This window comes from Nereida sp. (genome assembly GCF_965655635.1).
Taxonomy (GTDB): domain Bacteria; phylum Pseudomonadota; class Alphaproteobacteria; order Rhodobacterales; family Rhodobacteraceae; genus Nereida.
Map to the genome: position 1 here is coordinate 15,046 of NZ_CBFHHE010000017.1, position 26,255 is coordinate 41,300.

The 26,255-nt window shown below is 55.0% G+C and carries 26 protein-coding genes; 10 read left to right on the plus strand and 16 right to left on the minus strand.

The window, feature by feature from the left end; translation table 11 throughout:
• Position 1: 1 nt before the first annotated feature.
• Genes ccmD through yajC form a run of 9 tightly spaced genes read right to left on the minus strand, consistent with a single transcriptional unit; the run spans position 2 to position 6,353 of the window.
• Positions 2-169 carry a heme exporter protein CcmD gene (ccmD, locus tag ACTF5M_RS07065; RefSeq protein WP_438960333.1) on the minus strand — a complete coding sequence of 56 codons (168 nt, stop codon included), beginning with the start codon at positions 167-169 and terminating at the stop codon, positions 2-4.
• A complete protein-coding gene (locus ACTF5M_RS07070; protein WP_438960334.1) occupies positions 166-900 on the minus strand; it encodes a heme ABC transporter permease in 735 nt (244 codons plus the stop codon). The genes ccmD and ACTF5M_RS07070 overlap by 4 nt, the downstream gene beginning before the upstream one ends.
• Positions 901-958: 58 nt before the next feature.
• A complete protein-coding gene (gene ccmB / locus ACTF5M_RS07075; RefSeq protein ID WP_438960335.1) occupies positions 959-1,621 on the minus strand; it encodes a heme exporter protein CcmB in 663 nt (220 codons plus the stop codon).
• Positions 1,618-2,241 (minus strand): heme ABC exporter ATP-binding protein CcmA, encoded by a 624-nt coding sequence (gene ccmA, locus ACTF5M_RS07080; RefSeq protein WP_438960356.1) that lies wholly within the window; start codon positions 2,239-2,241, stop codon positions 1,618-1,620. Before ccmA ends, ccmB begins: the two co-directional genes overlap by 4 nt.
• Positions 2,238-2,591, minus strand: a complete 354-nt coding sequence (locus tag ACTF5M_RS07085) for an Mth938-like domain-containing protein (protein WP_391481956.1) — start codon at positions 2,589-2,591, stop codon at positions 2,238-2,240. Before ACTF5M_RS07085 ends, ccmA begins: the two co-directional genes overlap by 4 nt.
• 18 nt (positions 2,592-2,609) lie before the next feature.
• On the minus strand, positions 2,610-3,365 hold the full coding sequence (locus tag ACTF5M_RS07090; RefSeq protein WP_438960336.1) for a sulfite exporter TauE/SafE family protein: 756 nt from the start codon (positions 3,363-3,365) through the stop codon (positions 2,610-2,612).
• A 33-nt stretch (positions 3,366-3,398) separates the two neighbouring features.
• Positions 3,399-4,373 (minus strand): protein translocase subunit SecF, encoded by a 975-nt coding sequence (gene secF / locus ACTF5M_RS07095; protein WP_438960337.1) that lies wholly within the window; start codon positions 4,371-4,373, stop codon positions 3,399-3,401.
• A gap of 3 nt (positions 4,374-4,376) precedes the next feature.
• A complete protein-coding gene (gene secD / locus ACTF5M_RS07100) occupies positions 4,377-6,038 on the minus strand; it encodes a protein translocase subunit SecD (RefSeq protein ID WP_438960338.1) in 1,662 nt (553 codons plus the stop codon).
• 33 nt (positions 6,039-6,071) lie between these two features.
• Complete coding sequence (yajC, locus tag ACTF5M_RS07105) at positions 6,072-6,353, minus strand: preprotein translocase subunit YajC (protein ID WP_048597440.1); 282 nt, start codon at positions 6,351-6,353, stop codon at positions 6,072-6,074.
• A gap of 191 nt (positions 6,354-6,544) precedes the next feature.
• On the opposite strand from yajC, the gene serS reads away from it, so the two are divergent.
• Together serS and ACTF5M_RS07115 are read left to right on the plus strand one after the other, a co-directional pair.
• On the plus strand, positions 6,545-7,837 hold the full coding sequence (serS, locus tag ACTF5M_RS07110) for a serine--tRNA ligase (protein ID WP_438960339.1): 1,293 nt from the start codon (positions 6,545-6,547) through the stop codon (positions 7,835-7,837).
• Positions 7,834-8,529, plus strand: coding sequence for a hypothetical protein (locus ACTF5M_RS07115; protein ID WP_438960340.1), 696 nt, complete (start codon positions 7,834-7,836; stop codon positions 8,527-8,529). Before serS ends, ACTF5M_RS07115 begins: the two co-directional genes overlap by 4 nt.
• On the opposite strand, the gene ACTF5M_RS07120 is transcribed toward ACTF5M_RS07115, so the two are convergent.
• The 4 genes from ACTF5M_RS07120 to ACTF5M_RS07135 all read right to left on the minus strand — a co-directional run bounded on the left by ACTF5M_RS07120 (position 8,511) and on the right by ACTF5M_RS07135 (position 12,573).
• Positions 8,511-8,969, minus strand: a complete 459-nt coding sequence (locus ACTF5M_RS07120; protein ID WP_438960341.1) for a GNAT family N-acetyltransferase — start codon at positions 8,967-8,969, stop codon at positions 8,511-8,513. The two genes, ACTF5M_RS07115 and ACTF5M_RS07120, sit on opposite strands and share 19 nt — an antisense overlap.
• Positions 8,959-10,425 carry a ribosome biogenesis GTPase Der gene (der, locus tag ACTF5M_RS07125; RefSeq protein WP_438960342.1) on the minus strand — a complete coding sequence of 489 codons (1,467 nt, stop codon included), beginning with the start codon at positions 10,423-10,425 and terminating at the stop codon, positions 8,959-8,961. The genes ACTF5M_RS07120 and der overlap by 11 nt, the downstream gene beginning before the upstream one ends.
• A 48-nt stretch (positions 10,426-10,473) precedes the next feature.
• Positions 10,474-11,823 (minus strand): outer membrane protein assembly factor BamB family protein, encoded by a 1,350-nt coding sequence (locus ACTF5M_RS07130; protein ID WP_438960343.1) that lies wholly within the window; start codon positions 11,821-11,823, stop codon positions 10,474-10,476.
• A gap of 93 nt (positions 11,824-11,916) precedes the next feature.
• Positions 11,917-12,573 (minus strand): hypothetical protein, encoded by a 657-nt coding sequence (locus tag ACTF5M_RS07135; RefSeq protein WP_438960344.1) that lies wholly within the window; start codon positions 12,571-12,573, stop codon positions 11,917-11,919.
• Between the two features lie 236 nt (positions 12,574-12,809).
• Between ACTF5M_RS07135 and ACTF5M_RS07140 the strand changes: the two genes are divergently transcribed.
• From ACTF5M_RS07140 to ACTF5M_RS07150, 3 genes are all read left to right on the plus strand, one after another.
• Complete coding sequence (locus ACTF5M_RS07140; protein WP_438960345.1) at positions 12,810-14,057, plus strand: efflux RND transporter periplasmic adaptor subunit; 1,248 nt, start codon at positions 12,810-12,812, stop codon at positions 14,055-14,057.
• Entirely contained in the window at positions 14,057-17,788 is a 3,732-nt protein-coding gene (locus ACTF5M_RS07145; protein WP_438960346.1) for an efflux RND transporter permease subunit, read from the plus strand. Before ACTF5M_RS07140 ends, ACTF5M_RS07145 begins: the two co-directional genes overlap by 1 nt.
• Positions 17,789-17,921: 133 nt before the next feature.
• Complete coding sequence (locus ACTF5M_RS07150; RefSeq protein ID WP_438960347.1) at positions 17,922-18,806, plus strand: calcium-binding protein; 885 nt, start codon at positions 17,922-17,924, stop codon at positions 18,804-18,806.
• On the opposite strand, the gene ACTF5M_RS07155 is transcribed toward ACTF5M_RS07150, so the two are convergent.
• The 3 genes from ACTF5M_RS07155 to ACTF5M_RS07165 form a co-directional block, all read right to left on the minus strand.
• Positions 18,803-20,623, minus strand: coding sequence for an ABCB family ABC transporter ATP-binding protein/permease (locus tag ACTF5M_RS07155; RefSeq protein WP_438960348.1), 1,821 nt, complete (start codon positions 20,621-20,623; stop codon positions 18,803-18,805). The two genes, ACTF5M_RS07150 and ACTF5M_RS07155, sit on opposite strands and share 4 nt — an antisense overlap.
• 202 nt (positions 20,624-20,825) lie before the next feature.
• Positions 20,826-21,374 carry a peptidylprolyl isomerase gene (locus ACTF5M_RS07160; protein WP_438960349.1) on the minus strand — a complete coding sequence of 183 codons (549 nt, stop codon included), beginning with the start codon at positions 21,372-21,374 and terminating at the stop codon, positions 20,826-20,828.
• On the minus strand, positions 21,367-21,873 hold the full coding sequence (locus ACTF5M_RS07165) for a peptidylprolyl isomerase (protein ID WP_438960350.1): 507 nt from the start codon (positions 21,871-21,873) through the stop codon (positions 21,367-21,369). The genes ACTF5M_RS07160 and ACTF5M_RS07165 overlap by 8 nt, the downstream gene beginning before the upstream one ends.
• Positions 21,874-21,989: 116 nt before the next feature.
• On the opposite strand from ACTF5M_RS07165, the gene ACTF5M_RS07170 reads away from it, so the two are divergent.
• The 5 genes from ACTF5M_RS07170 to ACTF5M_RS07190 form a co-directional block, all read left to right on the plus strand.
• Positions 21,990-23,171, plus strand: coding sequence for a phosphoglycerate kinase (locus ACTF5M_RS07170; protein WP_438960351.1), 1,182 nt, complete (start codon positions 21,990-21,992; stop codon positions 23,169-23,171).
• Between the two features lie 176 nt (positions 23,172-23,347).
• Positions 23,348-24,241 (plus strand): fructose bisphosphate aldolase, encoded by an 894-nt coding sequence (locus ACTF5M_RS07175; RefSeq protein WP_438960352.1) that lies wholly within the window; start codon positions 23,348-23,350, stop codon positions 24,239-24,241.
• A 155-nt stretch (positions 24,242-24,396) separates the two neighbouring features.
• Positions 24,397-24,702, plus strand: a complete 306-nt coding sequence (locus ACTF5M_RS07180) for an FtsB family cell division protein (protein ID WP_438960353.1) — start codon at positions 24,397-24,399, stop codon at positions 24,700-24,702.
• Positions 24,703-24,903: 201 nt separating this feature from the next.
• Complete coding sequence (gene pdhA / locus ACTF5M_RS07185) at positions 24,904-25,902, plus strand: pyruvate dehydrogenase (acetyl-transferring) E1 component subunit alpha (protein ID WP_438960354.1); 999 nt, start codon at positions 24,904-24,906, stop codon at positions 25,900-25,902.
• A 2-nt stretch (positions 25,903-25,904) separates the two neighbouring features.
• Positions 25,905-26,255 (plus strand): biotin/lipoyl-containing protein (locus ACTF5M_RS07190; RefSeq protein ID WP_438960355.1); only part of this gene is annotated, 351 nt, incomplete at its 3' end.

The window sequence follows — 26,255 nt, forward strand, 5'->3', positions numbered from 1 at the left end:
CTTAAGTGCCATTGTTCTGCCGCGCTTCAATGCGTGTTTCTGCTGCAGCAAGGTCAGCTTTCATCCGCTTTGCCCGATACATCGAAAGACCAATAAGACCCACAATCAACCCAAGCGAGATACCATAGGCCAATAGAACATCCGCCGCGTATTTTCCCAGATCAATCATGCGGACATCCTTTCGCGGGCGTTCAAAACTGCCAAGCGACGGGCGCGTACTTCGGTCCGCGTACGCAGCAAGACTAGGGCGACAAAAAGTACTCCGAACCCCACCATCGATAAGGCGAGCGGGACAAAAAACACATCATCAACAGTCCTCTCGCCCGTGGCTACAGGAACAGATGTGCCTTGGTGCAAACCTTGGTTCCAAAAGCGCGTGGCATAGCGTGACAACAACGCAAAGACCGATCCGACCAAACACATCACAGAGGTCAGATCAGCGGCGGTATCTTTGTCCTCCACCGCTTCCCACAGCGCCATGTATCCCAAATAGAAGAGAAAAAGGATCAAAAATGATGTCAAACGTGGATCCCACGCCCAGTAGGTTCCCCACATCGGATTGCCCCAAATCGCACCTGTAGCCAGTGCGACAAGGGTCATTACCATCCCGATCGGCGCTGCTGCTTTGGCCGCAAGCGCGCTGACGTGATGGCGCCGAATGAGCCAGATCAGGGACGTTATCAGCATCATCACCCAAACATTAATGGCCATCATCGCAGAGGGCACATGGATGTAGATAATCTTAACGGTGCTGCCCATCCGAAAATCATCTGGCGTGAAGAAAAAGCCCCAAATTAGGCCGACACCACACAGCAACGCGGCACCCACGGCTGTCCACGGCAGAAGTTTGCCCGAGAGCGCCATAAATTTGCGCGGATTTGCATATTTCCAAAGTGACATTCGCTTCAAATAGCCCCTCTTTTCACAATTGTCAGCCCTATGCGCCGTTGCACCGCACTCACGATCCCTTGAGCCCTGCGCGCAATGCAGCAGCACTCGCAAATGGCATGCTCGCAACTGCTCCTAAGGTCAGCCCTGCGAGCATAAATGTAGGTACGCTGGCGTCCAACCCTTGCCCCGCGCGGCGTACCACATCGGCACCAAATATCAGCGTTGGTACATAAAGCGGCAGAACCAAAAGGGATATCAGCAGGCCACCGCGTTTCAACCCAACAGTGAGTGCTGCGCCAAATGCGCCGATCACACTTAGCGCAGGCGTTCCGATCAGCAATGATATCAGCAACCAGCCATAAGACTGTGATGGAAGGTTCAACATAAGACCAAGAAGCGGTGCCGCTACGACCAATGGCAGCCCCGTTGTTAACCAATGGGCCAGCGACTTTGCCGCAACGATGCCCTCTAACGGCAGCGGCGAGCTAGCCATCAAATCAAGCGCACCGTCTTCAAAATCCAACGCGAAAATACGTTCAAGCGACAGAAGGCATGACAGAAGTGCACCGACCCAAAGTACGCCAGGCGCGATTGAAGCCAAGACGTCTGGCTGTGGGCCAACTCCAAATGGGATAAGTGTTGCAAGGATCAGAAAAAACGCGAGGCCCAACCCAAAGCCGCCGCCCGCCCGCGTGGCGAGCCGCAAATCCCGAAGAAGAAGGGCCTTCACCAGTAGTCCCCATCAGGAGTATCGGCCGTCACGTTCGCCTTGGCTTTAAACGGTGTCAAATCAAGTGTTTCGGCCTCAATCTCAAGATCGATATGCGTCGCAATTAGGGCAGCCCCACCCCCCGCCAAATGTGCCCGCACAATATCCGCAAAAAGCGCAACTGATGCGCGGTCAAGCGAGACTGTGGGCTCGTCAAGTACCCAAATTGGCCTTGCAGTGACCAGTAACCGCCCCAAGCCAAGCCGGCGCTTTTGGCCTGCTGACATTTGTGCGGCGGGTCGATCAATCAACTCCGTCAGGTTCATCGCTTGAATTGCAGCGTCCACATCAGATGACGCATTGCCATAAACTTCGGCCCAAAATTCCAGATTTTCGCGTACTGTTAGCTGCGCTTTAATTCCGTCCACATGACTTGCAAACGCAATACTTTCATCAGGCGCTTTAATCATTCCGTTAACTGTCGGCTGAAGACCAGCAATAGCGCGCAGCAGCGTCGTTTTTCCGATCCCGTTTTCACCCCGCAAAATAAGCGCATGACCAGCATCGAGCTGAAAACTGACCCCTTCAAGTACTGTGATGCCACCACGGGCAACCGCTACCTCATTAAGTTCCAGCATCAGACTGGGATCAGCGCCAATCCAATACGACGCCCTTCTGAAACCAACACGTTATATGTCCGACATGCAGATGGAGACGACATTGGCTCAACACCGATGCCGGTCTCTTCAATGGCTGTCTTCAAGGATGTTGGGATATGCGCGATTTCCGCACCCGTGCCAACAAAAAGAACATCGATTTGATCTGTAAACGGTTGAATTGCAGCAACATCTTCAAAGCCCGCCCAAGGCACCACATCATTTGGCATTACCAAAATAGGGCCTTGAAACACTTGCCCACCAACACGAAAGAACCCTGTTCCGTATCCATCAACCGGCACAGCATCATCGTAATGAATTTCGTTCAACTGCATCGTTTTACCCGTTTCGAATTAGCCCCAAAGCGGCAGTCCGGAGACCGCCGAAATGGCAATGATTGTGTATGCGACACGACGATATACTGCCTCGCGCGAGGGATCAAACAAACGGGTACCGATCAAAATACCGGTCATATATGGCAGCGTCAGGCCCGCGCCGATCACGATTGCCTCAATACTCAGGCGCCCTGTTCCACCCATTACGCCCAACAACAACAAATCGGACAACAGCAAAAACAACATATTGTTTGCGCGCACTACTGAGACGGGTTTTGAACTGGCCATGTAGAGCAAAATCACAGGCGGCCCTGCAAGACCGCTGGTTCCGCCGAAGAACCCTGCAAGCATACCTGTGACATAGATTAACCATTTATGAAGCACCCCACGATAGCGGAAGCCCCCGATCAAAATGACCAATAAAACAAGTGCTACCATGGAAATGCCGTAGCGAAATACTTCGGGTGCGATGACACTTAAGATCGCCAATCCAATCGGCATCGTCAGCACATAACCAAGCCCGAGCCGCGCAACATCCTTTGGATCACCATCGCGGATCGCACGTGGAACCGCTGGAATAGGACCAAGTAAATCGAGGATGACCATGGTGGTAAGTGCAACAAAGGGATCAAAAACGGAACCGGCGACGGGCATGTAAATCATCGCGGTGCCAAAGCCAGAAAAACCACGAACCAAGCCAGCGATAGTCACGGTTAACAGCAACTGCGGCCAAGCCTCGGGGATGAATAATTCCCAAGAGGTTATCCCAAACATGCCTTCGCTCCCCACAGCGCACGGGGCAGCGCACTAGGCATCGGTGTTGCCGAATTGTGTGCCGCCCTCATCAGTTAGTTTTGACCAATCGCGTTTAACGCCCAAGGCTAGCAAAGTAGCAGACGCGACAAAGATCGACGAATACGTCCCGACGATCACACCCCAAATCATCGCAAACACAAAGCCACGAATGACATCTCCGCCCAAAACGAACAATGAGATCAACGCCAGCAAAGTTGTGACAGATGTCATAAACGTGCGCGAAAGGGTCTCGTTGATTGACAGGTTAAGAACTTCCTTGAGGTCTTTCTTCTTATAGCGTCGCAAGTTTTCGCGGACGCGGTCGAACACCACAACTGTGTCGTTGAGCGAGTACCCAACAATTGTCAAAAGAGCCGCGATGATCGCCAGATCAAAGCGGATCTGAAGTTCAGAAAAGACACCAATCGTAAGCACCACATCGTGCACCAAAGCAGCGACCGCACCCATTGCAAATTGCCACTCAAACCGTAACCAGATGTAGATAAGTACTGCCAAGATCGCCAAAACCACGGCGATCGCGGCTGTTTGGATTAGTTCGCCCGAGACAGTCGGGCCCACGCTGTCCACCGCAGGAAACGGCAAGACCAAGCCACTATCAACGGCGCTAAGCGCATCCGCAACCGCAGCAATCATATCACCGGACGCTGCTTCTTCGCCCTCTTGGGCCTGAATGCGAACTTGACTGACAAACTGATCACCGCGGAAGTTCGGGTCAAAGACTTCGGTGATTGAAATATCCCCAAGCTCAAGCGGCTCCAGTGCTGCGCGGTAGCTTGCCACATCAACAGGCTGGCTACTTTCCGTACGAATTGTCGTGCCGCCCTGGAAGTCGATCCCGTAGTTAAGACCCTGAATAGCAAAGCTAATCAGAGCAACAATCATCATAACGCCAGAAATGCCCAGCCACAGTTTTGGACGAGCAAAGAAATCAAAATTGGTGTTATCGCGAACCAGACGCAAACGCATTGGCTAGACCTCCAGTGTTTTCGGGCGGCGGCGCTCGAACCAAATGACAACAATAAGCCGCGTCACGAAAATCGCGGTAAAGACGGACGTGAGAATGCCCAAGCCAAGCGTGATGGCAAACCCACGCACGGGCCCCGACCCCATCACGAATAAGATGACAGCTGTAATAAACGTAGTGATGTTTGCATCAAGAATGGCAGACAGGGCCTTTTCATAGCCCAGCTCAATCGCCCGCGCAGGCCCTTTGGCAGACTTTAGTTCTTCGCGGATACGCTCAAAGATAAGCACATTCGCATCAACAGCCATACCGATGGTCAGAACAATCCCGGCGATGCCCGGTAAAGTCAAAGTGGCACCAATCATCGAGAGCAATCCAAAAATCATCGCCACGTTAACAATAAGCGCCACATTGGCGAACAGGCCGAAGGTTCCGTAACTCAACACCATAAAGACAAGAATGCCCGAAAACGCCACGATACAGGCAATACGTCCCGCGTCGATACTATCCTGACCAAGCTGTGGTCCAATGGTGCGTTCTTCAACAAACGTGGGCTCAACTGGCAGAGCGCCTGCACGTAAAAGCACCGCAAGCTGCGTTGATTGCTCCAGAGAGAAATTACCCGAGATAATGCCTGACCCGCCTGGGATTGCCTCGTTGATACGTGGCGCGCTGATTACCTCTTGGTCCAACACAATTGCAAAAAGCTGGCCTACGTTCTCAGCCGTGTAGCGCCCGAATTTTGCGCCCCCGGCCGAATTAAAGCGAAAAGAGACAGCAGGGCCGCCATTTTGATCAAAGCTCGGCTGGCTATCGACCAGCTCCTCGCCGGTGACAACGGGGTTTTCTTCCAGAACATAAAAGACACCCTCCTCATCAATCGACGGGAAGATCACATTGCCCACTACTTTACGGTCGTTCGCGTTGCTCGTCCGCCCCACGACAGGGTGAAAGCTAAGCTGCGCAGTCGTGCCGATAAGGTCTTTGAGTTCTTGAGCAGAGCCAAGACCCGGCACCTGAATGAGGATGCGGTTCGTGCCCTGACGTTGAATTGTAGGTTCGCGGGTGCCAACTTCGTCAATCCGGCGACGAATAATTTCAAGCGACTGCAACATGGTGCGCTCATCTGTTGCCAGACGTTCAGCCTCGGACATTGTCACGATCAGCAGATCATCACGGCTTGTCACCTCAAAGTCAGTCGCACCCACCGTAGACAGGCTTACAACTGGACGGGCCAGCGCGCTGACAATCTCAATGGCACGGTCCATTTTGCTGGCGTCCGATAGGCGGATGCGCAGCTCTCCGTCTTCGATACCAATGCGGCGGAACGTACCGATTGTGGCACGCTCGGCACGCATCGCATCAAGCACGGAGGGCCAAAAACCCACCAGCCGCTTTTCATACACATCCTCAAGCGGCAGTTCCGCAAGAAGATGCGCGCCACCGCGCAAATCAAGTCCCAAGTTCACCAAACCAGACGGCAAGAACGCGGGCCACTGCGCCGCGTTCTCTTCAAGCCCTGCCCCGGTTGCACCGCTTTCAAGCGCCAACACGGCGTCATTATGCGCCTCAACCCGCGGATAAAACGCATTCGGAACAGCCAACAAAAGGCCCGCCACAATGGTAAGGATAATGGGGATGCGCTTCCAAAGGTCGATTTGCAACATGGGATAGAACCTTAAAAGAGGGACGAATTAGAGTTATTTAGCCGGTTCTGTCTTGTTCAAAACTTCAACAATGGTGCTTTGAACGACGCGCAGCTTAACGCCTTCGGCCACTTCAACTTCAGCTTCGTTTTCACCCTCTTTTACACGGGTCACTTTTCCGATCAGTCCGCCTTGGGTCACAACTTGGTCCCCACGACGCAGGGCAGCTACCATTTCTTGGTGCTTTTTCAGTTTTTGCTGCTGAGGGCGGATCAGCAGGAAATACATGATCGCGAAAATCAGAATGAGCGGGATAAATTGTGCAAACGCTTCCATCGGGGGCCTCTTTTTGCTGGGATGTTGGGGACAAAGCGCCCCGTTAAAGCTGGGCTGAACCTATGTGTCAATTTCTGCAGGCGCAAGGTGCGAAAACAGCCAAATGTGCGCCGCAGTTACGCTGGTCATTTCATGCGGTCGGGCGTATATCGGAGCCAATATTATTCACGCGCAGGACTGAGGCACAACCCATGCACGACATTAAACTTATTCGCGAAACACCCAATGTTTTTGATGCTGCCATGGCGCGGCGTGGCGTGGACACCCGTGCAGCAGATGTTTTGGCAATTGACGCCGCACGGCGGGCAAAGATCCAAGCCTCTGAGGAAGCGAAGGCCGAACAAAACGCGGCATCCAAACAAGTAGGTGCTGCCAAAGCATCCGGGGACGAGACCGAGTTCGAGCGTTTGCGCGCACTCGTTGGGGCAAAGAAAGAAGACGTTGCGCGTCTGAATGATGAAGCCAAAGACCTTGATGGTGAGTTGACAAATTTGTTGATGAGCCTGCCAAACCTGCTCGATGCATCTGTACCAGACGGCGCGGACGAGGAAAACAACGTCGAGATTAGAAGCTGGGGCACCCCGCGTGAAACGGATTTTGCCGCTCTTGAGCATTACGACATTCCCGCCATCGCTGCCGGTTTGGATTTTGAGCTGGCCGCGAAACTGTCTGGGAGCCGCTTTATGGTACTGTCAGGGGCCGTTGCGCGGCTGCACCGGGCGCTTGCGCAATTTATGGTTAACCATCACGTTGATACCAACGGGCTCAGCGAGACTTGGACGCCCATCTTGGTGCGCGAAGACATGATGTATGGCACAGGACAGTTGCCGAAATTTGGCGAAGATAGCTACCAGACAACCAACGGTTGGTGGCTTGTCCCCACCGCAGAAGTTACGCTGACCAACACAGTAAACGGCCAAACTGTGGATGCCGCGTCCCTGCCCCGCCGCTTGGTTGCGCACACGCAATGCTTCCGTTCCGAAGCCGGCTCTGCAGGTCGTGACACATCAGGTGTGCTGCGCCAGCACCAATTCGAAAAAGTCGAAATGGTCAGCATCACACACCCTGACAACAGCATGGCAGAGCACGATCGCATGACCGCATGCGCCGAAGGTGTGCTTCAGTCGCTTGGTTTGCCGTACCGCACTGTGGTTCTTTGTACAGGTGATATCGGCTTTGGGGCGATCAAAACCCACGACATCGAAGTATGGTTGCCCGGTCAAAATGCGTTCCGCGAAATCTCAAGCGTTTCAGTCTGTGGTGACTTCCAAGCCCGCCGCATGAATGCCCGCTTCAAGCCCGAAGATGGTGGAAAACCTCAGTTTGTTCATACGCTTAACGGCTCCGGCCTTGCAGTTGGGCGCGCACTGATCGCTGTGGTCGAAAACGGCCAACAAGCAGATGGCAGCGTGGTCATCCCCAAAGTTCTTCGCCCCTTCATGGGCGGCAACGCCATGATCCAAGCAGATGGTACATTAGCATGAAGGCTTGGCTGACCCTCGTTGTAACAGCCGCTTTTTTTGTGGCGCCATTGTTGACGGAACCTTTCACCGGCTACACCGCCGGTCAGCTGCCCATCGCGCAACCGAACCCACCGGTGCAGCCAGAAGGCTACGCTTTTGCGCTTTGGGGCGTCATTTACACGTGGCTTGGGGTTTCTGCTGTTTTCGGGGTGTTGAAGCGCCGTGATGACGCAAGTTGGGACGCCGCCCGTCTGCCCCTTATCATCAGCATTACTGTTGGTGCCGCATGGCTTTGGGTCGCCTTGGCCTCACCGATTTGGGCGACGATCCTGATCTGGGTAATGCTTGGGACAGCGCTCATGGCACTGTTCAATGCGCCTACAAAAGATATCGGCTGGTTTGCTGTCCCTGTGGGACTTTATGCCGGTTGGTTGACCGCAGCTGCAAACGTATCGCTTGGTGTTGCGGGCGCGGGCTACGGCCTCTGGTTTGGAGCCTATGGTTGGGCGTACCTGTGCATCACAATTGCACTCATTATTGCCATTTTCGTCATCCACAAAGCGAGGTTTTCCGTCACCTACGCCGCCGCAGTCGTATGGGCCTTGATTGGGATTGTTGTAGCAAACGGGCTAAACGTCACGGGATACTTGGCACTGATAGGGATCAGCCTCACCGCGACATTCGCGTGGCGCCGCTACACATCCAGATCGTAAGTCAGCCACTCGGTCATTGATGCCAAGCTATCGTATAATGCGCGTGCGGCTGCATTGTTTGGGGCGGTGATCCAGCGAAGAACGCCCCATCCGCGCTGGTCACACGCCGATTGTAAATGCAGGATAAGCGCACGTCCAGCACCGCTACCGCGAGCTGCCTCATCTACGTAAAGATCATCCAAAAAGCCACCGATAGATGCCGCTAAAGGCCGCTCAAACGGACGCATATGCGCCAAACCGATAAGCTGGCCTTCCGCCGTTTCAGCGACGTAGTACTTAGTACTTTTGGACGGATCATGACACCAAGACCAAACGCGGTCACGCATCTCTTGGGTTTGAGGCACGCCGTAGAAATCAGCGTAGTCCTCATATAGTCCATTCCAAGCCGTGAAATCCGCTTCGCGTGCCAAACGCACTGCTACTTGGGAATTACTTTGCATCGTAAGAAGGCTTACCAAGGTGCTTACGCAACCGGCTCGGCGTTGACTTTTTCTTGTCTTTATATGGGTTTGCCTGTGATTGGCTGCGCATGGTCAGCCGGATCGGTGTGCCTGGCATGTCAAAGTCCTCACGCAATCCGTTCACCAGATAGCGCGAATAACTCGTCGGCAGTTTTTCGGGCAAACTACACATCACAACAAAAGCTGGCGGCCGCGTTTTTACCTGTGTTGCATAACGCAGTTTGATACGGCGTCCGCCCGGTGCGGGCGGCGGGTGCGCCTCGATCATCGAGGTCAGCCAACGGTTCAGCTGCGCTGTCGTCACGCGGCGGTTCCAAACTTCGTGGGCCCGCAGAACGGCCTCGCGCAAACGCTCAAGTCCGCGTCCCGTTTTTGCGGACACCGTAATTAGCGGCGCGCCGCGCAACTGTGGCAGAAGGCGTGTAAACGACTCCTTCAGCTCTTTCAGTTTTTCCTGCTTTTCGTCCTCGATGTCCCATTTGTTGACCGCAACCACGACGGCACGGCCCTCGCGCTCGGCCAAATCGGCGATGCGCAAATCTTGCTGCTCAAACGGAATCGCAGCATCCAACAACACAACGACGACTTCGGCAAATTTCACAGCCCGCAAACCGTCACCTACAGAAAGCTTTTCAAGCTTTTCTTGCACTTTGGCTTTTTTGCGCATGCCCGCAGTGTCAAAGATCCGGACAGGTGTCTCACCCCATTCCATTTGTAGCGAAATCGCATCGCGTGTGATGCCCGCCTCAGGGCCCGTCAAAAGACGGTCTTCGCCCAAAATTTTATTGATCAGTGTTGATTTACCCGCATTCGGGCGCCCGACCACAGCAATTTGCAACGGCTTGGATTTTGTAGGCGCCACATAAACTTCTTCAGCGTCTTCATTATCCTCAAGTGTTACATCAACTTCAGGCTCTATAACATTGTTTTTGCTTTCAAAGTCATCCACCAGAGGGATGAGTTCTGCGAGCAGATCGCCCATGCCTTCGCCGTGTTCAGCAGACAGACGCAACGGCTCCCCCAGACCCAATTCATAGGCCTCCATAACGCCGTCATCTGCAGCGCGGCCTTCGCCCTTGTTTGCGGCAAGCAGCACGTGAGCAGATTTCTTACGCAAGATTTCCGCAAACATCCGGTCAGTTGACGTCACACCCGCACGGGCGTCGATCATAAACAAACAGAAATCTGCCATATCAACAGCGCGCTCGGTCAGACGGCGCATGCGGCCTTGCAAACTGTCGTCGTTGGCCTCTTCAAGACCAGCTGTATCAATCACCGTAAAGCGCAGGTCACCAAGGCGTGCCTCGCCCTCGCGCAAATCACGCGTTACCCCCGGCTGGTCATCGACCAACGCCAGGCGTTTGCCTACAAGGCGGTTGAATAGAGTGGATTTGCCCACATTCGGGCGGCCCACAATGGCGAGTGTGAAAGACATGACGTCAGAATCCCATCAATTGAAAGGCGGCGATACACCACCTTGGCGCTAACGGAAAGCGTGCAGTTTACCGCTGGTCGAAACAACATAGAGCGTTTCATTGGCCACAGCCGGATTGGTCGTGGCACCACCAGGGATCGAAACGACCCCCAAAGCCTGCCCCGTTGTCGGATCAAAACTGCGCAGTGTGCCATCGTTTGACGCCACGATCAGGCGACCACCCGCAATAACAGGGCCGTAATGCGAAAACACAGCCTTTTTGCGGCGGTCACGCTCTTTCTCGAAATATGGTAAATCCACACCCCAAACACGCTCACCGGTTTTCGCATCGACACGCAGCAGCTCTGCTTGGTCAGATACGAAGAAAATCGAATCTCCTGCGGGCCAAACGGGGGACAGCGCCCCTTCCGTTGCGGTCCACAGCCGTTCACCGTTTTGTGCATCCAAAGCCGCCATGCGGCCAGATTGGGTCGCCAGGTAAATGCGACCGTCGGAGACCACAGGATCAGAAGTTACGTCCTTGACTGTCGCGTATGAGCGTCCTTTGCGCTCACCTGACAAAGACGTGTCCCACCGGCGAATACCGCCGCGTTTGAACGTGGCGCGCACATCACCGTTTGAAAACGCAAATACCGCCAGATCACCAGCAACGACCGGTGCTGCCCCACCCACAACGTCCGAGCCGCTTGGAAGGCCAGATTGGGTCCATTTCACGCGGCCATTCTTGGCATCAACGGCCCACGCAACGGCGTTGCCCGCGATCACGTAAACAATACCGTCAGCCACTGTAGGCGCGCCAGCTGTAGGCGCGTCAAGGTCTTGGCTCCAACGGGTCTCGCCGGTGGCAACGTCAATCGCTGTAAGCGCGCCGAATCCGGTAGTCACAAAAAGAGTATCGCCTGCCACGGCCAACCCGCCGCCTGATGCATCACCACTGCGATCAGACACAGGTGTCAGATCGCGCTGCCAAAGAGCCACGCCATTGCTTGAGGTGGCTGTCACCATTGCAGCACTATCGAGTGTAAAAACGGTCCCACCTGCTACAACGGGATCAGCCGTAATGCGCTGCTTACGCGTGTCGCCTTGGCCGATGTTGGCGCCCCAAGCGAGGGATAGATCCGCCCCTAAAGCAGGGTGATTAATTTGGTGCTGAGCACTGCCAAACCGGTGTGTCCACGCGTCATTCACAACGGGTGCACGAAGCGACAGCGCCCGCGGTGCATCTGCTTGCTCCACCACATCATCGGCATCTGCGACTGTGTCGGGCGCACTTAAATCCGCACGCAGATCAAGCCGCTCACCTTCCAAGATCAACTCACGGTCACCACAGCCACTAATTACAAACGCGCTTAACCCAAAGGCCAATATCGCTTTTTTACTCACCATTGATCGTGTCATCTTGTGGTGTGCCCCTTTTGGTCACGTGTCTCATACTTTGGGCGAACTCTTTTCGACTGTTCAGATCGCTTTCCCAGTTCGTAGCATCAGCACTTAGCTGTCGCTTAGCGCACCATCGAGCGAGCCACCCAATGCAACAATTGCTTGTGATGCCCGACGACGCAAGGCCGCAGATGTTTCACCGTCCGCGATGATGCGTTCAAACCGCTCAAGCGCCGCACCAGTATTGCCCGCCTCTATGTCCAAAAATCCAAGCTGCTCTTCGGCCAGCAAACGAAACGGCGCGCCGGGTGTCGCAAGCGTTTCAAACCCCATACGGCGTTCATCCGCACTTGCCTCACCACCGCGCAACATTAGCGCTTTGTACTGGGCCAGCTGACGATAAACAGGAAGCGCATCAGCCGATGTAGCCAACGTGTCATACGCCGCAAGTGCCGCAGAGGTTTCCCCGTTTTGGACATGCGCATCCGCAAACAAAAGAGTTGAGGCAGCGCTTTGCGCCTCTAACCCACCAAGGGCCGCAACAGACGCCGCAGGATCTTCGGCCGTCAGCGCGCTCAGCAACGCGTCGCCTTTTGCCTGCGCTACTTTAGCTGCCTGCGCTTTGCTATATTCATTCCAAGACGCACCGCCCACAATCGCAACCACTGCAAGCGCAGCAATCCAGCCGTATTTGCGCATGGCGGCATACAGTTGATCATTGCGCAACTCATCGGTGACTTCTTCGACAAAACTATCGGTATTGGACATATTAGAGCGGCCTTTATCACTGTCTGTGCCTGTTGTTTTATGAATTACCGTAGTTCTGGTTCAAGTGCCATGGGCAAAAGTGCTCAATTCCGCGCCAGTTCATTCGGAAATGTCCAAAATGTCAGGCTGTTCAAAACATTTGTGAACTAAATGGTTTAGTATTACGTAGGATAAGCATATGTAGCTGACAACCGCGCAGTTGTGCGCGCGAAGCGATGAATAGGCTGACCTGACCCATGAAGATTTTCCCGATTTTAACTGCTCTGCTCGTATCTGCGTTCCTCTATGGATTGGTGTTTGAACGCGACGCGCTGATGGCAATTGCCCAGAATTCCGGCGCTGAAATGGAGGCAACGAACACATCAGACGCGGTTCAGCGGGTCTCGGTCGTGGCGATGGCCTCAGCGGCACAAACAATCGACAGTGCCGTGATTGTTCGCGGTCAAACCGAAGCGGTGCGTCAACTGACCGTCCGCTCTGAGACATCTGGCCTGGTGATCAACACGCCACTGCGCAAAGGCGCGTTCGTGGAAGAAGGTGCGGAAATGTGCGTTCTGAACCCCGGAACGTCGCAAGTACGCCTTGCAGAAGCCCTTGCACGTTTGGCCGAAGCAAAAGCAAACCTGCCATCCGCCAACTCACGCCTACCCGAAGCACGCGCCCGTCTGCGCGAGGCAGAGGCAAGGGTTGAAGAAGCAAAGATCAACCAAAACGCCGCACGCACATTGGCCGCAGATGGCTACGCCTCAGACACGCGCGTTGCCGCCGCCCAAGCTAATTTGGAAAGCGCATTGGCGGCAGTCACATCCGCAACTGCGGGCATTCAATCCGCAGAAGGCGGCATGCAATCCGCCCAAGCCGCCGTGCAATCTGCCCAAGCAGCCGTTGAAAACGCCGAACGCGAAATCTCCAAACTGACCATCAGTGCGCCGTTTGCAGGGCTTTTGGAAAGCGACACAGCCGAGCTTGGCGCATTGTTGCAACCGGGAGCCGCTTGCGCGACCCTGATCCAGCTAGACCCGATCAAATTAGTGGGCTTCGTGCCTGAAACCCAAGTGGACCGCATCACGGTGGGGGCCGTTGGCGGCGCGCGCCTGACAGGTGAGCGTGACGTGCGCGGACGGGTTACTTTCCTGTCTCGCAGCGCAGACCCGCTGACCCGTACCTTCCGCGTTGAGTTGGAAGTCCCGAATACAGACATGAGCATCCGTGACGGCCAAACTGTTGAGATCGCCATCGCAAGCGACGGTGCTGATGCGCATTTGTTGCCAGGCTCTGCGCTTACGCTTGATGATCAAGGGCGCCTTGGGGTGCGTGTGGCCGAAGACGGTATCGCGCGCTTTATCCCCGTCAGCCTGATCCGCGACACCATGGACGGTGTGTGGGTCAACGGGTTACCGGCAACAGCAGATGTCATTGTTGTGGGCCAAGAATATGTAACCGACGGTGTACCCGTTGATGTGACGATGCGTGGAGTGAACTGATGGTTGGAATGGTAGATTGGGCCGCGTCACGGGCGCGGATGATTGTTGCCTTCATCGTACTTTCAATCGCGGTGGGGGCTTTTGCCTATGTCAGCCTTCCCAAAGAGGGCGAGCCTGACATCGAAATCCCTGCGCTGGTGATCTCGCTACCCTTCCCCGGCATCTCGGCAGAAGATAGTGAAAAGCTGTTGGTGAAACCGATTGAAACAGAACTTTCAGACCTAGACGGGCTGAAACGCATCACTGGCACAGCTGTGGAAAACTACGCCAACGTGGTGATTGAGTTTGAATTTGGCTGGGACAAGCCGAAAATCCTTGCCGATGTGCGCGACCGAATGAACACCGTTGAGGCGAATTTCCCTAACGGTGCGGAAAAATACAAAATCGAAGAGATCAACTTTTCTGAATTTCCGATCATTATTGTAAACCTGACGGGCTCTTTACCTGAACGCACGTTGGTGCGCGTGGCGAAAGATTTGCAGGATAAGATCGAGGGGCAAGACGCCGTCCTTGAGGCGGCTTTGTCAGGCCAGCGCGATGAGATGGTTGAGGTCGTCATCGACCCGCTCAAGCTGGAAAGTTACAACGTCACCGCAAACGAATTGATCAATGTAGTTGCGAACAACAACTTGTTGGTTGCCGCCGGAAACGTGGACACAAGCGCGTCCTCAATCGGTATCAAAATCCCCTCCTCGTTTGATGAAGCCCAAGACATTTACAGCTTGCCCGTCAAAACCAACGGCGACCGCGTCATCACGCTCGGGGATCTTACGGACATCCGTCTCACGTTTGAAGACCGTGCCGGAACTGCGCGTTTTAATTCCGAGAACACCGTGGCCCTGCAAGTGGTTAAGCGCAAAGGCTTTAATATTATCGATACCGCCGACATGGTTCGCGAACTGGTTGAACAAGAGCGTCAAGGCTGGGAGCCAGAGTTGCGCGCCGCCATTCAAGTGGGGTTCTCCAACGACCAGTCACGTCAGGTAGGCAGCATGGTCAGCCAGCTTGAGAGTTCCGTTCTGACGGCCATTGCGTTGGTGATGATTGTGGTGCTTGCCGCCCTTGGTCCGCGCCCTGCGCTGCTTGTGGGCTTTGCCATTCCGACGTCGTTTTTGCTGTGTTTTGTATTGCTGGCCCTTCTTGGGGTTTCGGTATCCAACATTGTGATGTTCGGCTTGATCCTTGCAGTTGGTATGTTGGTGGACGGCGCGATTGTGGTCGTTGAATACGGCGACAAACGCCTAAGCGAGGGCGCGTCGCCCATGCAGGCCTACACGGACGCTGCAAAACGGATGTTCTGGCCCATTGTATCCTCAACAGCCACCACACTTTGCGCGTTTTTGCCGTTCTTATTCTGGCCGGGCGTGCCAGGTGAATTCATGGGCATGTTGCCGGTCACGATGATTTTCGTGTTGTCCGCGTCACTGCTCGTGGCGCTGATTTACTTGCCTGTCGTGGGTGGCATTTCGGGCCGCATGACGCGGGTCTTTGGCAAAACCTCTGACGCGCTGCGCGATAACCTACCGTGGCTCGTGCGGCTGGCCCTCGTTGTGCCCGCCATCCTGCTGACGTTTGCAGGTGTCATGGCAATATTAAACACGGCCTACATCGTGCCCTCGGGCGGTATCGTGGGCGCGATCATTGGCTGTATCCTCTTTAGCCTTGGCGCATTTGCCCTATCGATCACGGTTGGTTCGGCAACGCCGCTACAAGGTGAAAAGCGGATTAGCTCAGGACGCACACGGACAATTTTTGGCAAATTTATCCGTCTGATCGTGGGCAATCCAATCATGCCTGTGGTTTCACTTGTGGCCGTCATGGCGTTTGTGATGGGGACGTTTACCTACTTTGGGAGCAACAATAACGGCGTTGAATTCTTTGTGGAATCCGAGCCTGAGCAAGCCATCGTCTACGTCCGCGCGCGTGGCAATCTAAGCCTTGAAGAAAAAGACGCAGCCGTCCGTGCCGCTGAAGAAATTGTGTTGGCGCACCCAGGTGTTGTGAACGTCTTTGCCTTTGCGGGCGAAGGGGGCCTCGACACTGGTGGGCCCGGCGGTGGACAAGGCCCGCGCGACACCATTGGGCGTATTCAGCTTGAGACGATCCCGTGGGATGACCGAGCTGATCGCCCCGATCTGGACGGTAACGTGGTACTTGATCAGCTCAGCGCAGAGCTTGCAAAACTACCTGGCATCAAGGCCGAAATATCCGAGCTGGCCCAAGGTCCGGCTCAAGGTAAGCCACTGCATCTGCGTATCCGCGGCGATGATCTTGATGTGCTCAAAAACGCAGCACTGATGGCGCGCGCCAAGTTCGAAGCGACCCCAGGTTTGACGCTGATCGAGGACACGCTGCCTCTGCCCGGTTTTGACTGGCAGATTGATGTGGACGTGGAAAAAGCCGGTCGCTATGGCGCGAACGTGGCGACGGTCGGCGGCATGGTTCAACTGGTGACGCGGGGTATCTTGCTGGGCCAGATGCGTGTCGACAGCAGCGATGCAGAAATCGACATTCGTGTGCGCCTGCCTGAAAAAGACCGTGTCATGTCAACGCTTGACACGTTGCGCGTGCGCACCCCTGAGGGTCTGGTGCCGCTGTCTAATTTCATAACCGTGAAGCCAGTCGCCAAGCTGGGTCAGATCGACCGTGTGGACCAAAAACGCCACTATGATGTGAAAGCAGACGTCGAAACAGGCCTTGCAAAACTGACCCTTGAAGGGCCGTCGGGGGCTGATGGGTCTGATACGGTTACGACCCAAGCGATCGTGCGCAAGCTTGAGGCGGATGCCGAGACATCTGCGGGCCAGCCAATCTTTCAACGGGGCAATACGCGCTATGCTATTTTGTCACTCACAGGCAGCTTTACCGCGGACGAGTTGCAAGCCAACGACGATGTCCTGATCGCGCCGATTAATGCAAACGAGCGTATCACCCTGATCACCGATTGGATCGAAAGCACATCCCCCTTCCCCGCAGCCCTTGAGTGGGAATGGGCAGGCGACCAAGAAGAACAGGCCGAAAGTGGTGCGTTCTTGATGCAGGCTTTTGCCGGTGCGCTTGGCTTGATGTTCATTATCTTGCTGGCGCAGTTCAACAGCTTTTATAACTCGGTACTGGTGCTGCTGGCAGTGATTTTGTCGACCACTGGTGTGCTGATCGGCATGCTGGTCATGGATCAAGCCTTCTCGATCATCATGACCGGTACGGGCATTGTGGCTCTGGCGGGCATCGTGGTGAACAACAACATTGTACTGATCGACACCTATCAAGAATATAACCGTTATATGCCCCGTATTGAGGCAATCATTCGTACGGCCGAAGACCGTATCCGCCCCGTGCTTCTGACCACAATCACCACGATGGCGGGCCTTGCGCCAATGATGTTTGGCCTTAGCCTGGATTTCATCGGCGGCGGCTATTCCATCGACAGCCCCACGGCGCTTTGGTGGAAGCAGCTTGCCACGGCGGTGGTCTTTGGACTTGGTATCGCGACGGTTCTAACGCTTGTGTTCACCCCGTCGCTTCTTGCGCTGCGGGTTTGGGTTGTGACCTATGCGCGTTGGATCGGTCTTGCGCTTGCCAAACTGTCACTTGGCAAAGGGTCTGTCGCGGCACAGGATTGGGCGCTTCGCAAAGAAGCCTCGCAGGTGAAACACCCCGAGATCATCTGGCGTGATCCAGAAGCCTCTGCGCAACAATCGGATGTCGAGCCGCTTAAAGCCGCGGAATAAGAAACAATAGCCCAAGCAGCGGATACACGTCACACCGCTGCTTGGGCCGTCGGCCGTCTTTTGCATTCGCTTCATTGAACGCCGCGCCATCTTCGCTAAGCTCACTTTTGTGAGTAGTTAGTGAGGTGTGTTCATGGCTTTATTGCTGTCGATTTGTGTCGCCATTGGTCTGGGTGCCCTGCTTGATGGGGCTAGTTCCTCGGACGGCTTGGCCGAACCTACCCCGCCCGACGCCCCAGACGAGGCCAGTAACGAAAACGCCCAACCACGGCCATCCTTGCTGATTGGTGACGACGGGCCCAACGTTTTCACCGACTTAGACAGTACAACAGGCACCACGATCCAAGGGCGCGGCGGCGACGATATGGTGGATTTGACCGGCCCCAGTAACGACATCATTTTGGGCGGTGACGGAGATGACAACGTAAGTCCCGGTGACGGCGATGATGAGGTCTTTCTAGGGCGCGGTGACGACTTTTTTGGCGATATCGGTGGACGAAATGACCCAGACTACGGCGGGGATGATCTTGTGCGCGGCCAAGCCGGCAACGACACGCTGATATCCGTTGGCGGCCAAGACACGCTTTTTGGTGATACGGGCAACGATGTGATCAACACCAATGATTTCTTGCCCCAGTTTGACGGCGTTCAGGCACGACCTGACATGGGGTTTGGCGGGCTTGGCGATGACCAGATGCTGTTTGATGACGGCGATACGGTGTCCGGTGGTGAAGGCGTAGATGAGTTCCAACTGCAAGTGGCCAGCACAAAAGCCACCGCGGTTACAATCACAGATTTTGACCCTGCAACCGAGGCCCTTCAGATCAATATTTCTGACGGATCAAACCCACTGTTCACGAACCAAAACAGCTTCACCGAGGCTTCAGAATTTGCAGACCTCAGCTTTGTGCAAAACGGCACCGACACGCAGATCGTGCTGAACGGAGCGCAAGTTTTGGCAATTCTGCAAAACGTTGACACCGCCTCACTCAGCGCCGCCAACATCCAAGTCACCTAAACCTCTTCTTCGTCATCATTTTGCTGGCGATGCCACATGTCTGAAAAACGCCCGCCCGCCGCAAGAAGTTCGTCGAACGTGCCGCGCTCGGCCACAAGGCCGTTTTCAAGCACAATGATCTGATCTGCGTGGGTAATCGTGGACAACCTATGCGCAATCGTGAAGACCGTGCGCCCGTGTCCCAACCCGTTCAACTCATCCTGAATGTCGCGCTCTGTCTCGCTATCAAGAGCGGACGTGGCCTCATCCAGCAGCAAAATAGGTGGGTCTTTCAACAGCGTGCGCGCAATGCCAACCCGCTGTTTTTCACCACCCGACAACTTCAGGCCCCGTTCACCCACAGTTGTCTCGTAGCCATCCGGAAGCGCCGTGATAAAGTCATGGATTTTGGCCGCCTTAGCTGCCGCTTCAACTTGACTGCGCGGCGCGTCAGGGTTGCCGTAGGCAATGTTGTAATAGACCGTATCGTTAAAAAGCACCGTGTCTTGCGGCACCACGCCGATTTGATCGTGCAGACTAGTTTGGGTCACATCGCGCACATCTTGCCCGTCAATGCGCAGCGCGCCAGCGCCCACGTCGTAAAACCGGAACAGCAACCGCCCGATGGTCGATTTACCAGAACCAGACGGGCCAACGATGGCAATGGTTTCGCCTGCACCGGCTTTGATACTGACACCCTTAAGAATGGGGCGCTCGGGATCATAGCCGAAATGAATATTATCCAACTCAACTTCGCCGCCTCTGACCTCCAACGGCCGCGCGCCTTTTTTGTCTTGGACTTCCGCAGGGCTTTCCAGCAAATCAAACATCTCGCCCATATCCACAAGAGCCTGACGGATCTCGCGGTAAACGGTGCCCAAGAAGTTCAAAGGCATGGTGATTTGGATCATATAGGCGTTAACCAAGACGAAATCGCCCACAGTCATCTGCCCGTTTTGCACCCCAAACGCGGCCATGACCATCACGCCCACAAGGCCGGATGTGATGATAAGCGATTGACCAAAGTTCAAAAACGCCAGCGAATATGATGTCTGAAGCGCTGCCGCCTCATATTTCTGCATCGCCCCGTCATAGCGTTCAGCCTCGCGGGCCTCGGCACCAAAATATTTCACGGTTTCAAAGTTAAGTAGGCTGTCGATCGCTTTTTGATTAGCGTCCGTATCTTGGTCGTTCATCACTTTGCGGATGCGCACGCGCCACTCGGTCACGCGGAACGTAAAGATGACATAAAGCACGATGGTCGCCAGCACGACCACTAGATACCACACGCTAAACTGCACCGCCAAAATGACGCCGATCAACAATAACTCCAGCACAAGGGGGCCGATCGAGAACAGCAAAAACCGCAGCAAAAACTCAACACCCTTCACACCGCGTTCGATGATCCGGCTAAGCCCACCAGTTTTGCGGCTGATATGATAGCGCATGGACAGGCGATGAATATGGGTGAACGTCTCAAGGGCCAGCTGTCGCAGCGCCCGCTGACCAACCCGTGCAAAAATCACATCGCGCAACTGCTGAAAGCCCACGTTCATCAAGCGCGCCACGCCGTAGGCCACCGTCAGACCAATGGCGCCCATAGCCAACATTGTTGCATCACCGTCGCCGCTTAACGCATCAACCGCCTGTTTATAAAGCTGCGGCGTGTAAACCGCGACCAGTTTGGCGATAAACAAAACCGTCAGCGCCGCCACCACGCGCCGTTTCACCCAAGGGTGCTCGGCGGGCCAAAGATAAGGGACAACCCGCTTTATTGTGCGCCACCCGCTGATCTGATCGTCGTTCAAATTGGCAGCGGTTTTTGTCAGTCGGCGCATCGGGTCTCTTTTCACTAAAACGTCTAGGCCTAACCTAGTCTTTTCGCCCTGTGATGAGTAGCCCCGACACCAAGCAATCCACGATTAACTTTTGAAACCTGTCGCGGGCTTGAATAATTGGACCATACAGGTAAAAACGCCCCCGCACAGATATGTAATCCGGTGCGGGGGCGGTCTTGTGTCTTACAGATAACGGTGTGGTTTAGTCGGTGACGCGCACCGAAACCATACGGTCAGGCTCGCCGATCACGGCACCATTGGCACCGCGCCCCAGCTTGATCGCATCAACCACATCCATTCCACCCGTTACCTGACCGACAATGGTGTATTGTCCGTTCAAATGCGGCGCAGGCGCAAACATGATGAAAAATTGGCTGTTGGCGGAATTTGGCTGCGACGAACGCGCCATCCCCACAACACCGCGATCAAAGTTCAGAGTATCGCTGAACTCAGCCGGCAGGTCCGGCAAATCGCTGCCGCCCATACCAGCCCGGCGCATGTCTTGCCCCAGTTTGCCGTGCTCAACATCACCGGTTTGGGCCATGAACCCTTGGATCACACGGTGAAACACCACGTCATCATACGCGCCCTCAGACGCAAGGTTTGTGATCCGTTCCGCGTGCATCGGTGCAGATTGTTCGAACAAATCAACCGTGATTGTTCCGTTTGCTTCGCCAGCGATGTCAATCTCAAGCCCCGCCCCAAATGCTGGCGCGGCGCTGAGGAGCAAAGCTGCCAACGCACTACGCATCAGCGGCGACTTTCACAGAAATCATACGGTCAGGCTCTGCTGGTGGCTCGCCACGCTGGATCGCATCCACGTGGTCCATACCCTCAATCACACGGCCATACACAGTGTATTGACCGTTCAGAAAGTGGTTATCGTTGAAGTTGATGAAGAACTGGCTGTTGGCAGAGTTCGGGTTGGCAGAACGCGCCGCACCCAATGTGCCGCGGTCGTGGGGCAGCTTTGAAAACTCCGCAGGAAGGTCCGGCAAATCAGATCCACCTGTGCCCGCGCGGCCCAAGCTGAAATCTTTTTCCATGTTGCCGTTTGCTACGTCGCCTGTCTGCGCCATGAAGCCCTCGATGACACGGTGGAACGCTACGTTATCGTATTGGCCGCTGCGCGCGAGCTCTTTCATGCGGGCTGCGTGCTCAGGCGCTACATCTGGCAAAAGCTCGATCGTGACGGTACCGCCTTTGAGTTCCATCAAGATTGTGTTCTCGGGATCATTGATCTCGGCCATTGGGTCTCTCCATTGTGTGTTTGTGCGGAACCTAGGTCGGATCAATCGGATTGCCAAGCAGGTAGCCCCCGCGTTAGAGGTCGCATACACCAATTTAACGCAGGACGGGCAGAGATATGGGCTGGAAAACACTTGATGACATGGCGCTTTCGGGCAAACGGGTTCTGGTCCGCGTAGACATCAACGTGCCGATGGAAAACGGCCATGTCACAGACGCCAGCCGCATCGAACGCATCGCCCCCACCATTGCCGATATTCGCGCCGCAGGGGGCTGTCCGATCTTGCTAGCCCACTTTGGCCGCCCCAAAGGCCAAGTTGTTCCCGAGATGTCACTACAGCAACTGGTCCCTGCCCTCAGCGACACGTTCGGCGCGCCCGTTACTTTTGTTGAGCGCCCTTCCCGCGAATTTATCGACGCACAGCCAATGAATGCCGTGGTCTTGGTGGAAAACACGCGCTTTTCAGCTATGGAAGAGGCAAATGACCCTGACATGGCGGCTTTCTTGGCCACGTTGGGCGATATTTTCTGCAATGATGCTTTCTCTGCCGCCCACCGTGCCCATGCCTCAACGACAGGTATTGCAACGCTTTTGCCGTCCTGCGCGGGTCGTCTGATGCAACAAGAACTCAGCGCGCTTGAAGCTGCGTTGGGTGCGCCCAAGCGCCCCGTAGTCGCTGTTGTTGGCGGTGCAAAAGTGTCCACAAAGTTGGACCTGCTCTCAAACTTGATTGAGAAAGTGGACCACCTTGTGATCGGCGGCGGCATGGCTAACACGTTCCTCGCGGCCCAAGGTATCGATGTAGGTAAATCCTTGTGCGAACACGATTTGGCGGACACTGCTCGCGCGATCATGGACAAAGCCGCCTCCACAGGCTGTGAGATTGTGTTGCCAAGCGATGTTGTCGTGGCCCGTGAATTCAAGGCAGGCGCGGAAAATGACGTGGTCGCCGCCAATGCCTGTCCCGCTGATGCGATGATCCTTGATGCGGGGCCAAACGCGGTTGCGCGCATTGAAGCAGTACTGGCAAACGCGAAAACGCTGATCTGGAACGGCCCGTTGGGTGCGTTCGAAATCACCCCATTCGACGCGGCCACAAACGCTGCCGCACAGGCCGCAGCGCGGCTGACCCGTGAAGGCGCGCTTACTTCCGTGGCGGGTGGCGGTGATACGGTTGCAGCCCTGAACCAAGCGGGTGCAGCGGATGATTTCACCTATATCTCCACCGCGGGCGGTGCGTTCTTGGAATGGATGGAAGGTAAAGCCCTTCCCGGTGTTGCGGCTTTGATGGCGCAGTAAATACACCTGCGCTACGCCCGCGAATACCCACAACAGATCACATAATTACAATGCGTTACGCACCGCATTCATGTTAGCGCAACCCGTTAGCGCGACCATAATTGCGATGCGTAAACCGCTGCCTTAAGGGTGAGGTAACCGCGATTTTTCGCGCCCCACAGCCCAAGGACGCCCCAATGACAAACCCTGACATGACCGCCCAAATCCGCACCGGTGACGGCTTCATTGCAGCACTGGATCAATCCGGCGGCTCGACCTCCAAGGCGCTGCGACTCTATGGTGTTGAGGAAAGCGCCTACGCAAACGACGACGAAATGTATGACCTGATCCACGACATGCGCGCCCGCATCATTCGCGCGCCTGCATTTCACGGCGGCAAAGTCATTGGCGCGATCCTGTTTGAGATGACAATGGACCGCGATGTTGACGGCACGCCCACCGCCGAGCACCTGTGGACCACCCACCGCGTCGTTCCTTTCCTGAAGTGCGATAAAGGTCTTGAGGACGAAGCAGATGGCGTGCAACTGCTGCGCCCCATTCCCAACCTTGATGCGCTGTGTCAGCGCGCCGTGGCAAAAGGCATGTTTGGCACCAAAATGCGCTCAGTGATCTCGGCCGCCTCCGCCAGCGGCATTAAAGCGGTCGTCGCACAGCAATTCGCCATCGCGCGCCAGATCATGTCCCACGGCCTCGTTCCGATCATCGAGCCAGAGGTCACCATCTCAATCGCAGACAAAGCGGAAGCCGAAGCGATGTTGCTGGACGCGATCAAAGCCAAACTTGATGTGCTGCCCGAAGGTCAAGAAGTCATGCTCAAACTCACCCTGCCCGAAACCGCCAACCACTACTTGCCGCTGGTTCAGCACAAGACCGTTATGCGCGTTGCTGCCCTGTCAGGTGGCTATTCACGAACAGAAGCCAACACGCGCCTTTGCGCCAACACCGGTATCATCGCCTCATTCAGCCGTGCCCTTACGGAAGGTCTCAGCGCGGAACAAACCGACGGCGACTTTGACACAACGATCGCACAGACCATCGCCAGCATTTTTGACGCCTCCTGCGCGGGCTAAGGCCCAAAAGCTGCTAAATGAGCGAAAAGATACAGTTATTAGGCCGTTTTCAGCCCAATTAACCATTTTAGGGATTCCCACAGCGAATCACCTCCTGTAGTGTCATCCCAAGAGCTCCGAAAAGTGAGGGCACCTAACTGAGGCACAGCAGAACGATGAAATACAACACCCGCAAACGCCATTCTATCGGTGCGATTGTGTATTTCGTCATGATGTGCGCTGTTGGCTTTTACTTCACATTTGCCGCCGTTCAGGGCGATTACGGTATTTTCAGCCGTGCCGAGATTGAGGCAGATGCCGCAACTCTTCATGCTGAGTTGGACACGCTTTTGGCAGGTGTAGCTGAGTTGCAGAATAAAACCCGTCGGCTGTCAGACACCTACCTAGACCTTGATCTGCTGGACGAGCAGACCCGTGATGTTTTGGGATATGTGCGCAGCGACGAAATGGTCATCCGCTAAGCCAACCGCGCCGAGCGACAAAAAACCACGCCATACGTAGTGTAATGTGCGCTGTTTTCACCGCGCAGCAGTGAACTCATGCCCATTTTCCGTTGCTCTACTTTGCCCCTATTGATTTCCAAAACCCCCTAATGTAGAAATAGTTTAATGTTAAACTATATGCGTTTGCGCCCGTGACTTTGGGTGTAAGGAGGGAGCCTTATGGCCACTAAGAAACCAGCCACACCGAATGTCTCAGCAGATGAGCTTCTTAACCATTACCGTGAAATGCTACTCATTCGCCGCTTTGAAGAAAAAGCAGGCCAGCTTTATGGCATGGGTCTGATCGGCGGTTTCTGCCACCTCTACATCGGCCAAGAAGCCGTTGTTGTTGGCTTGGAAGCGGCCGCAAAAGAAGGCGACAAGCGCATCACATCGTATCGTGATCACGGTCATATGCTGGCCTGTGGCATGGATCCAAAAGGTGTCATGGCTGAACTTACTGGTCGCGAGGGTGGCTACAGCCGCGGCAAAGGCGGCTCGATGCACATGTTCTCTAAAGAGAAACATTTCTACGGCGGACACGGCATCGTTGCAGCGCAAGTTCCACTTGGCGCGGGTCTTGCCTTCGCTGACAAATACAACGGCAATGACAACGTAACTTTCATCTACTTCGGTGACGGCGCGGCGAACCAAGGCCAAGTATATGAAACCTATAACATGGCCGAGCTGTGGCAGCTTCCCGCGGTTTTCGTCATTGAAAACAACCAATACGCCATGGGTACATCGACCCAACGCTCAACCAAGTCACCCAGCTATTTCGCACGCGGTCAAGCATACGGCATCGCAGGCGAAGAAGTAGACGGCATGGATGTTCTGGCAGTCAAAGCCGCCGGCGAGAAAGCCGTCGCGCATTGCCGCGCAGACAAAGGCCCCTACATTTTGGAAGTGAAAACATACCGTTACCGTGGTCACTCCATGTCTGATCCCGCGAAGTATCGGACCCGCGAAGAGGTCCAGAAAATGCGCGACGAGCGCGATCCAATTGAACAAATCCGCGACATGCTGCTTACTGGCAAGCACGCCTCAGAAGATGAGTTGAAAGCAGTCGACAAAGAAATCAAAGCAATCGTCAATGAAGCGGCCGAGTTCTCAAAAGAGAGCCCAGAGCCCCATGTAGACGAACTTTGGACAGATATCTACGCAAGCGAGGACGTATAATTATGGCAACCGAAATTCTGATGCCCGCCCTCTCGCCCACCATGGAAGAAGGCACGCTGGCCAAATGGCTTGTTAAAGAAGGCGACAAAGTTGCCTCTGGTGACATCTTGGCTGAGATCGAAACCGACAAAGCCACGATGGAATTTGAAGCTGTCGACGAAGGAGTGATTGGCAAAATCCTCATCTCTGAGGGCTCTGAAGGTGTCAAAGTGAATACAGCAATCGCCGTATTGCTGGAAGACGGTGAAGACGCATCGGCCGCTGACACGGCTAGCCCCGCAGCGGCACCCACGGCCGAAGCGACAACTGCACCTGAAACCACCAGTGTTCCAGCAACTGTCGCCGCACCTGCG

Coding starts and splice junctions, on each gene's coding strand:
- ccmD (WP_438960333.1), bottom strand. CDS start 169: ATGATTGATCTGGGAAAATACGCGGCGGATGTTCTATTGGCCTATGGT.
- ACTF5M_RS07070 (WP_438960334.1), bottom strand. CDS start 900: ATGTCACTTTGGAAATATGCAAATCCGCGCAAATTTATGGCGCTCTCG.
- ACTF5M_RS07085 (WP_391481956.1), bottom strand. CDS start 2,591: ATGCAGTTGAACGAAATTCATTACGATGATGCTGTGCCGGTTGATGGA.
- ACTF5M_RS07090 (WP_438960336.1), bottom strand. CDS start 3,365: ATGTTTGGGATAACCTCTTGGGAATTATTCATCCCCGAGGCTTGGCCG.
- secF (WP_438960337.1), bottom strand. CDS start 4,373: ATGCGTTTGCGTCTGGTTCGCGATAACACCAATTTTGATTTCTTTGCT.
- secD (WP_438960338.1), bottom strand. CDS start 6,038: ATGTTGCAAATCGACCTTTGGAAGCGCATCCCCATTATCCTTACCATT.
- yajC (WP_048597440.1), bottom strand. CDS start 6,353: ATGGAAGCGTTTGCACAATTTATCCCGCTCATTCTGATTTTCGCGATC.
- serS (WP_438960339.1), top strand. CDS start 6,545: ATGCACGACATTAAACTTATTCGCGAAACACCCAATGTTTTTGATGCT.
- ACTF5M_RS07115 (WP_438960340.1), top strand. CDS start 7,834: ATGAAGGCTTGGCTGACCCTCGTTGTAACAGCCGCTTTTTTTGTGGCG.
- ACTF5M_RS07120 (WP_438960341.1), bottom strand. CDS start 8,969: ATGCAAAGTAATTCCCAAGTAGCAGTGCGTTTGGCACGCGAAGCGGAT.
- der (WP_438960342.1), bottom strand. CDS start 10,425: ATGTCTTTCACACTCGCCATTGTGGGCCGCCCGAATGTGGGCAAATCC.
- ACTF5M_RS07130 (WP_438960343.1), bottom strand. CDS start 11,823: ATGACACGATCAATGGTGAGTAAAAAAGCGATATTGGCCTTTGGGTTA.
- ACTF5M_RS07135 (WP_438960344.1), bottom strand. CDS start 12,573: ATGTCCAATACCGATAGTTTTGTCGAAGAAGTCACCGATGAGTTGCGC.
- ACTF5M_RS07140 (WP_438960345.1), top strand. CDS start 12,810: ATGAAGATTTTCCCGATTTTAACTGCTCTGCTCGTATCTGCGTTCCTC.
- ACTF5M_RS07145 (WP_438960346.1), top strand. CDS start 14,057: ATGGTTGGAATGGTAGATTGGGCCGCGTCACGGGCGCGGATGATTGTT.
- ACTF5M_RS07150 (WP_438960347.1), top strand. CDS start 17,922: ATGGCTTTATTGCTGTCGATTTGTGTCGCCATTGGTCTGGGTGCCCTG.
- ACTF5M_RS07155 (WP_438960348.1), bottom strand. CDS start 20,623: ATGCGCCGACTGACAAAAACCGCTGCCAATTTGAACGACGATCAGATC.
- ACTF5M_RS07160 (WP_438960349.1), bottom strand. CDS start 21,374: ATGCGTAGTGCGTTGGCAGCTTTGCTCCTCAGCGCCGCGCCAGCATTT.
- ACTF5M_RS07165 (WP_438960350.1), bottom strand. CDS start 21,873: ATGGCCGAGATCAATGATCCCGAGAACACAATCTTGATGGAACTCAAA.
- ACTF5M_RS07170 (WP_438960351.1), top strand. CDS start 21,990: ATGGGCTGGAAAACACTTGATGACATGGCGCTTTCGGGCAAACGGGTT.
- ACTF5M_RS07175 (WP_438960352.1), top strand. CDS start 23,348: ATGACAAACCCTGACATGACCGCCCAAATCCGCACCGGTGACGGCTTC.
- ACTF5M_RS07180 (WP_438960353.1), top strand. CDS start 24,397: ATGAAATACAACACCCGCAAACGCCATTCTATCGGTGCGATTGTGTAT.
- pdhA (WP_438960354.1), top strand. CDS start 24,904: ATGGCCACTAAGAAACCAGCCACACCGAATGTCTCAGCAGATGAGCTT.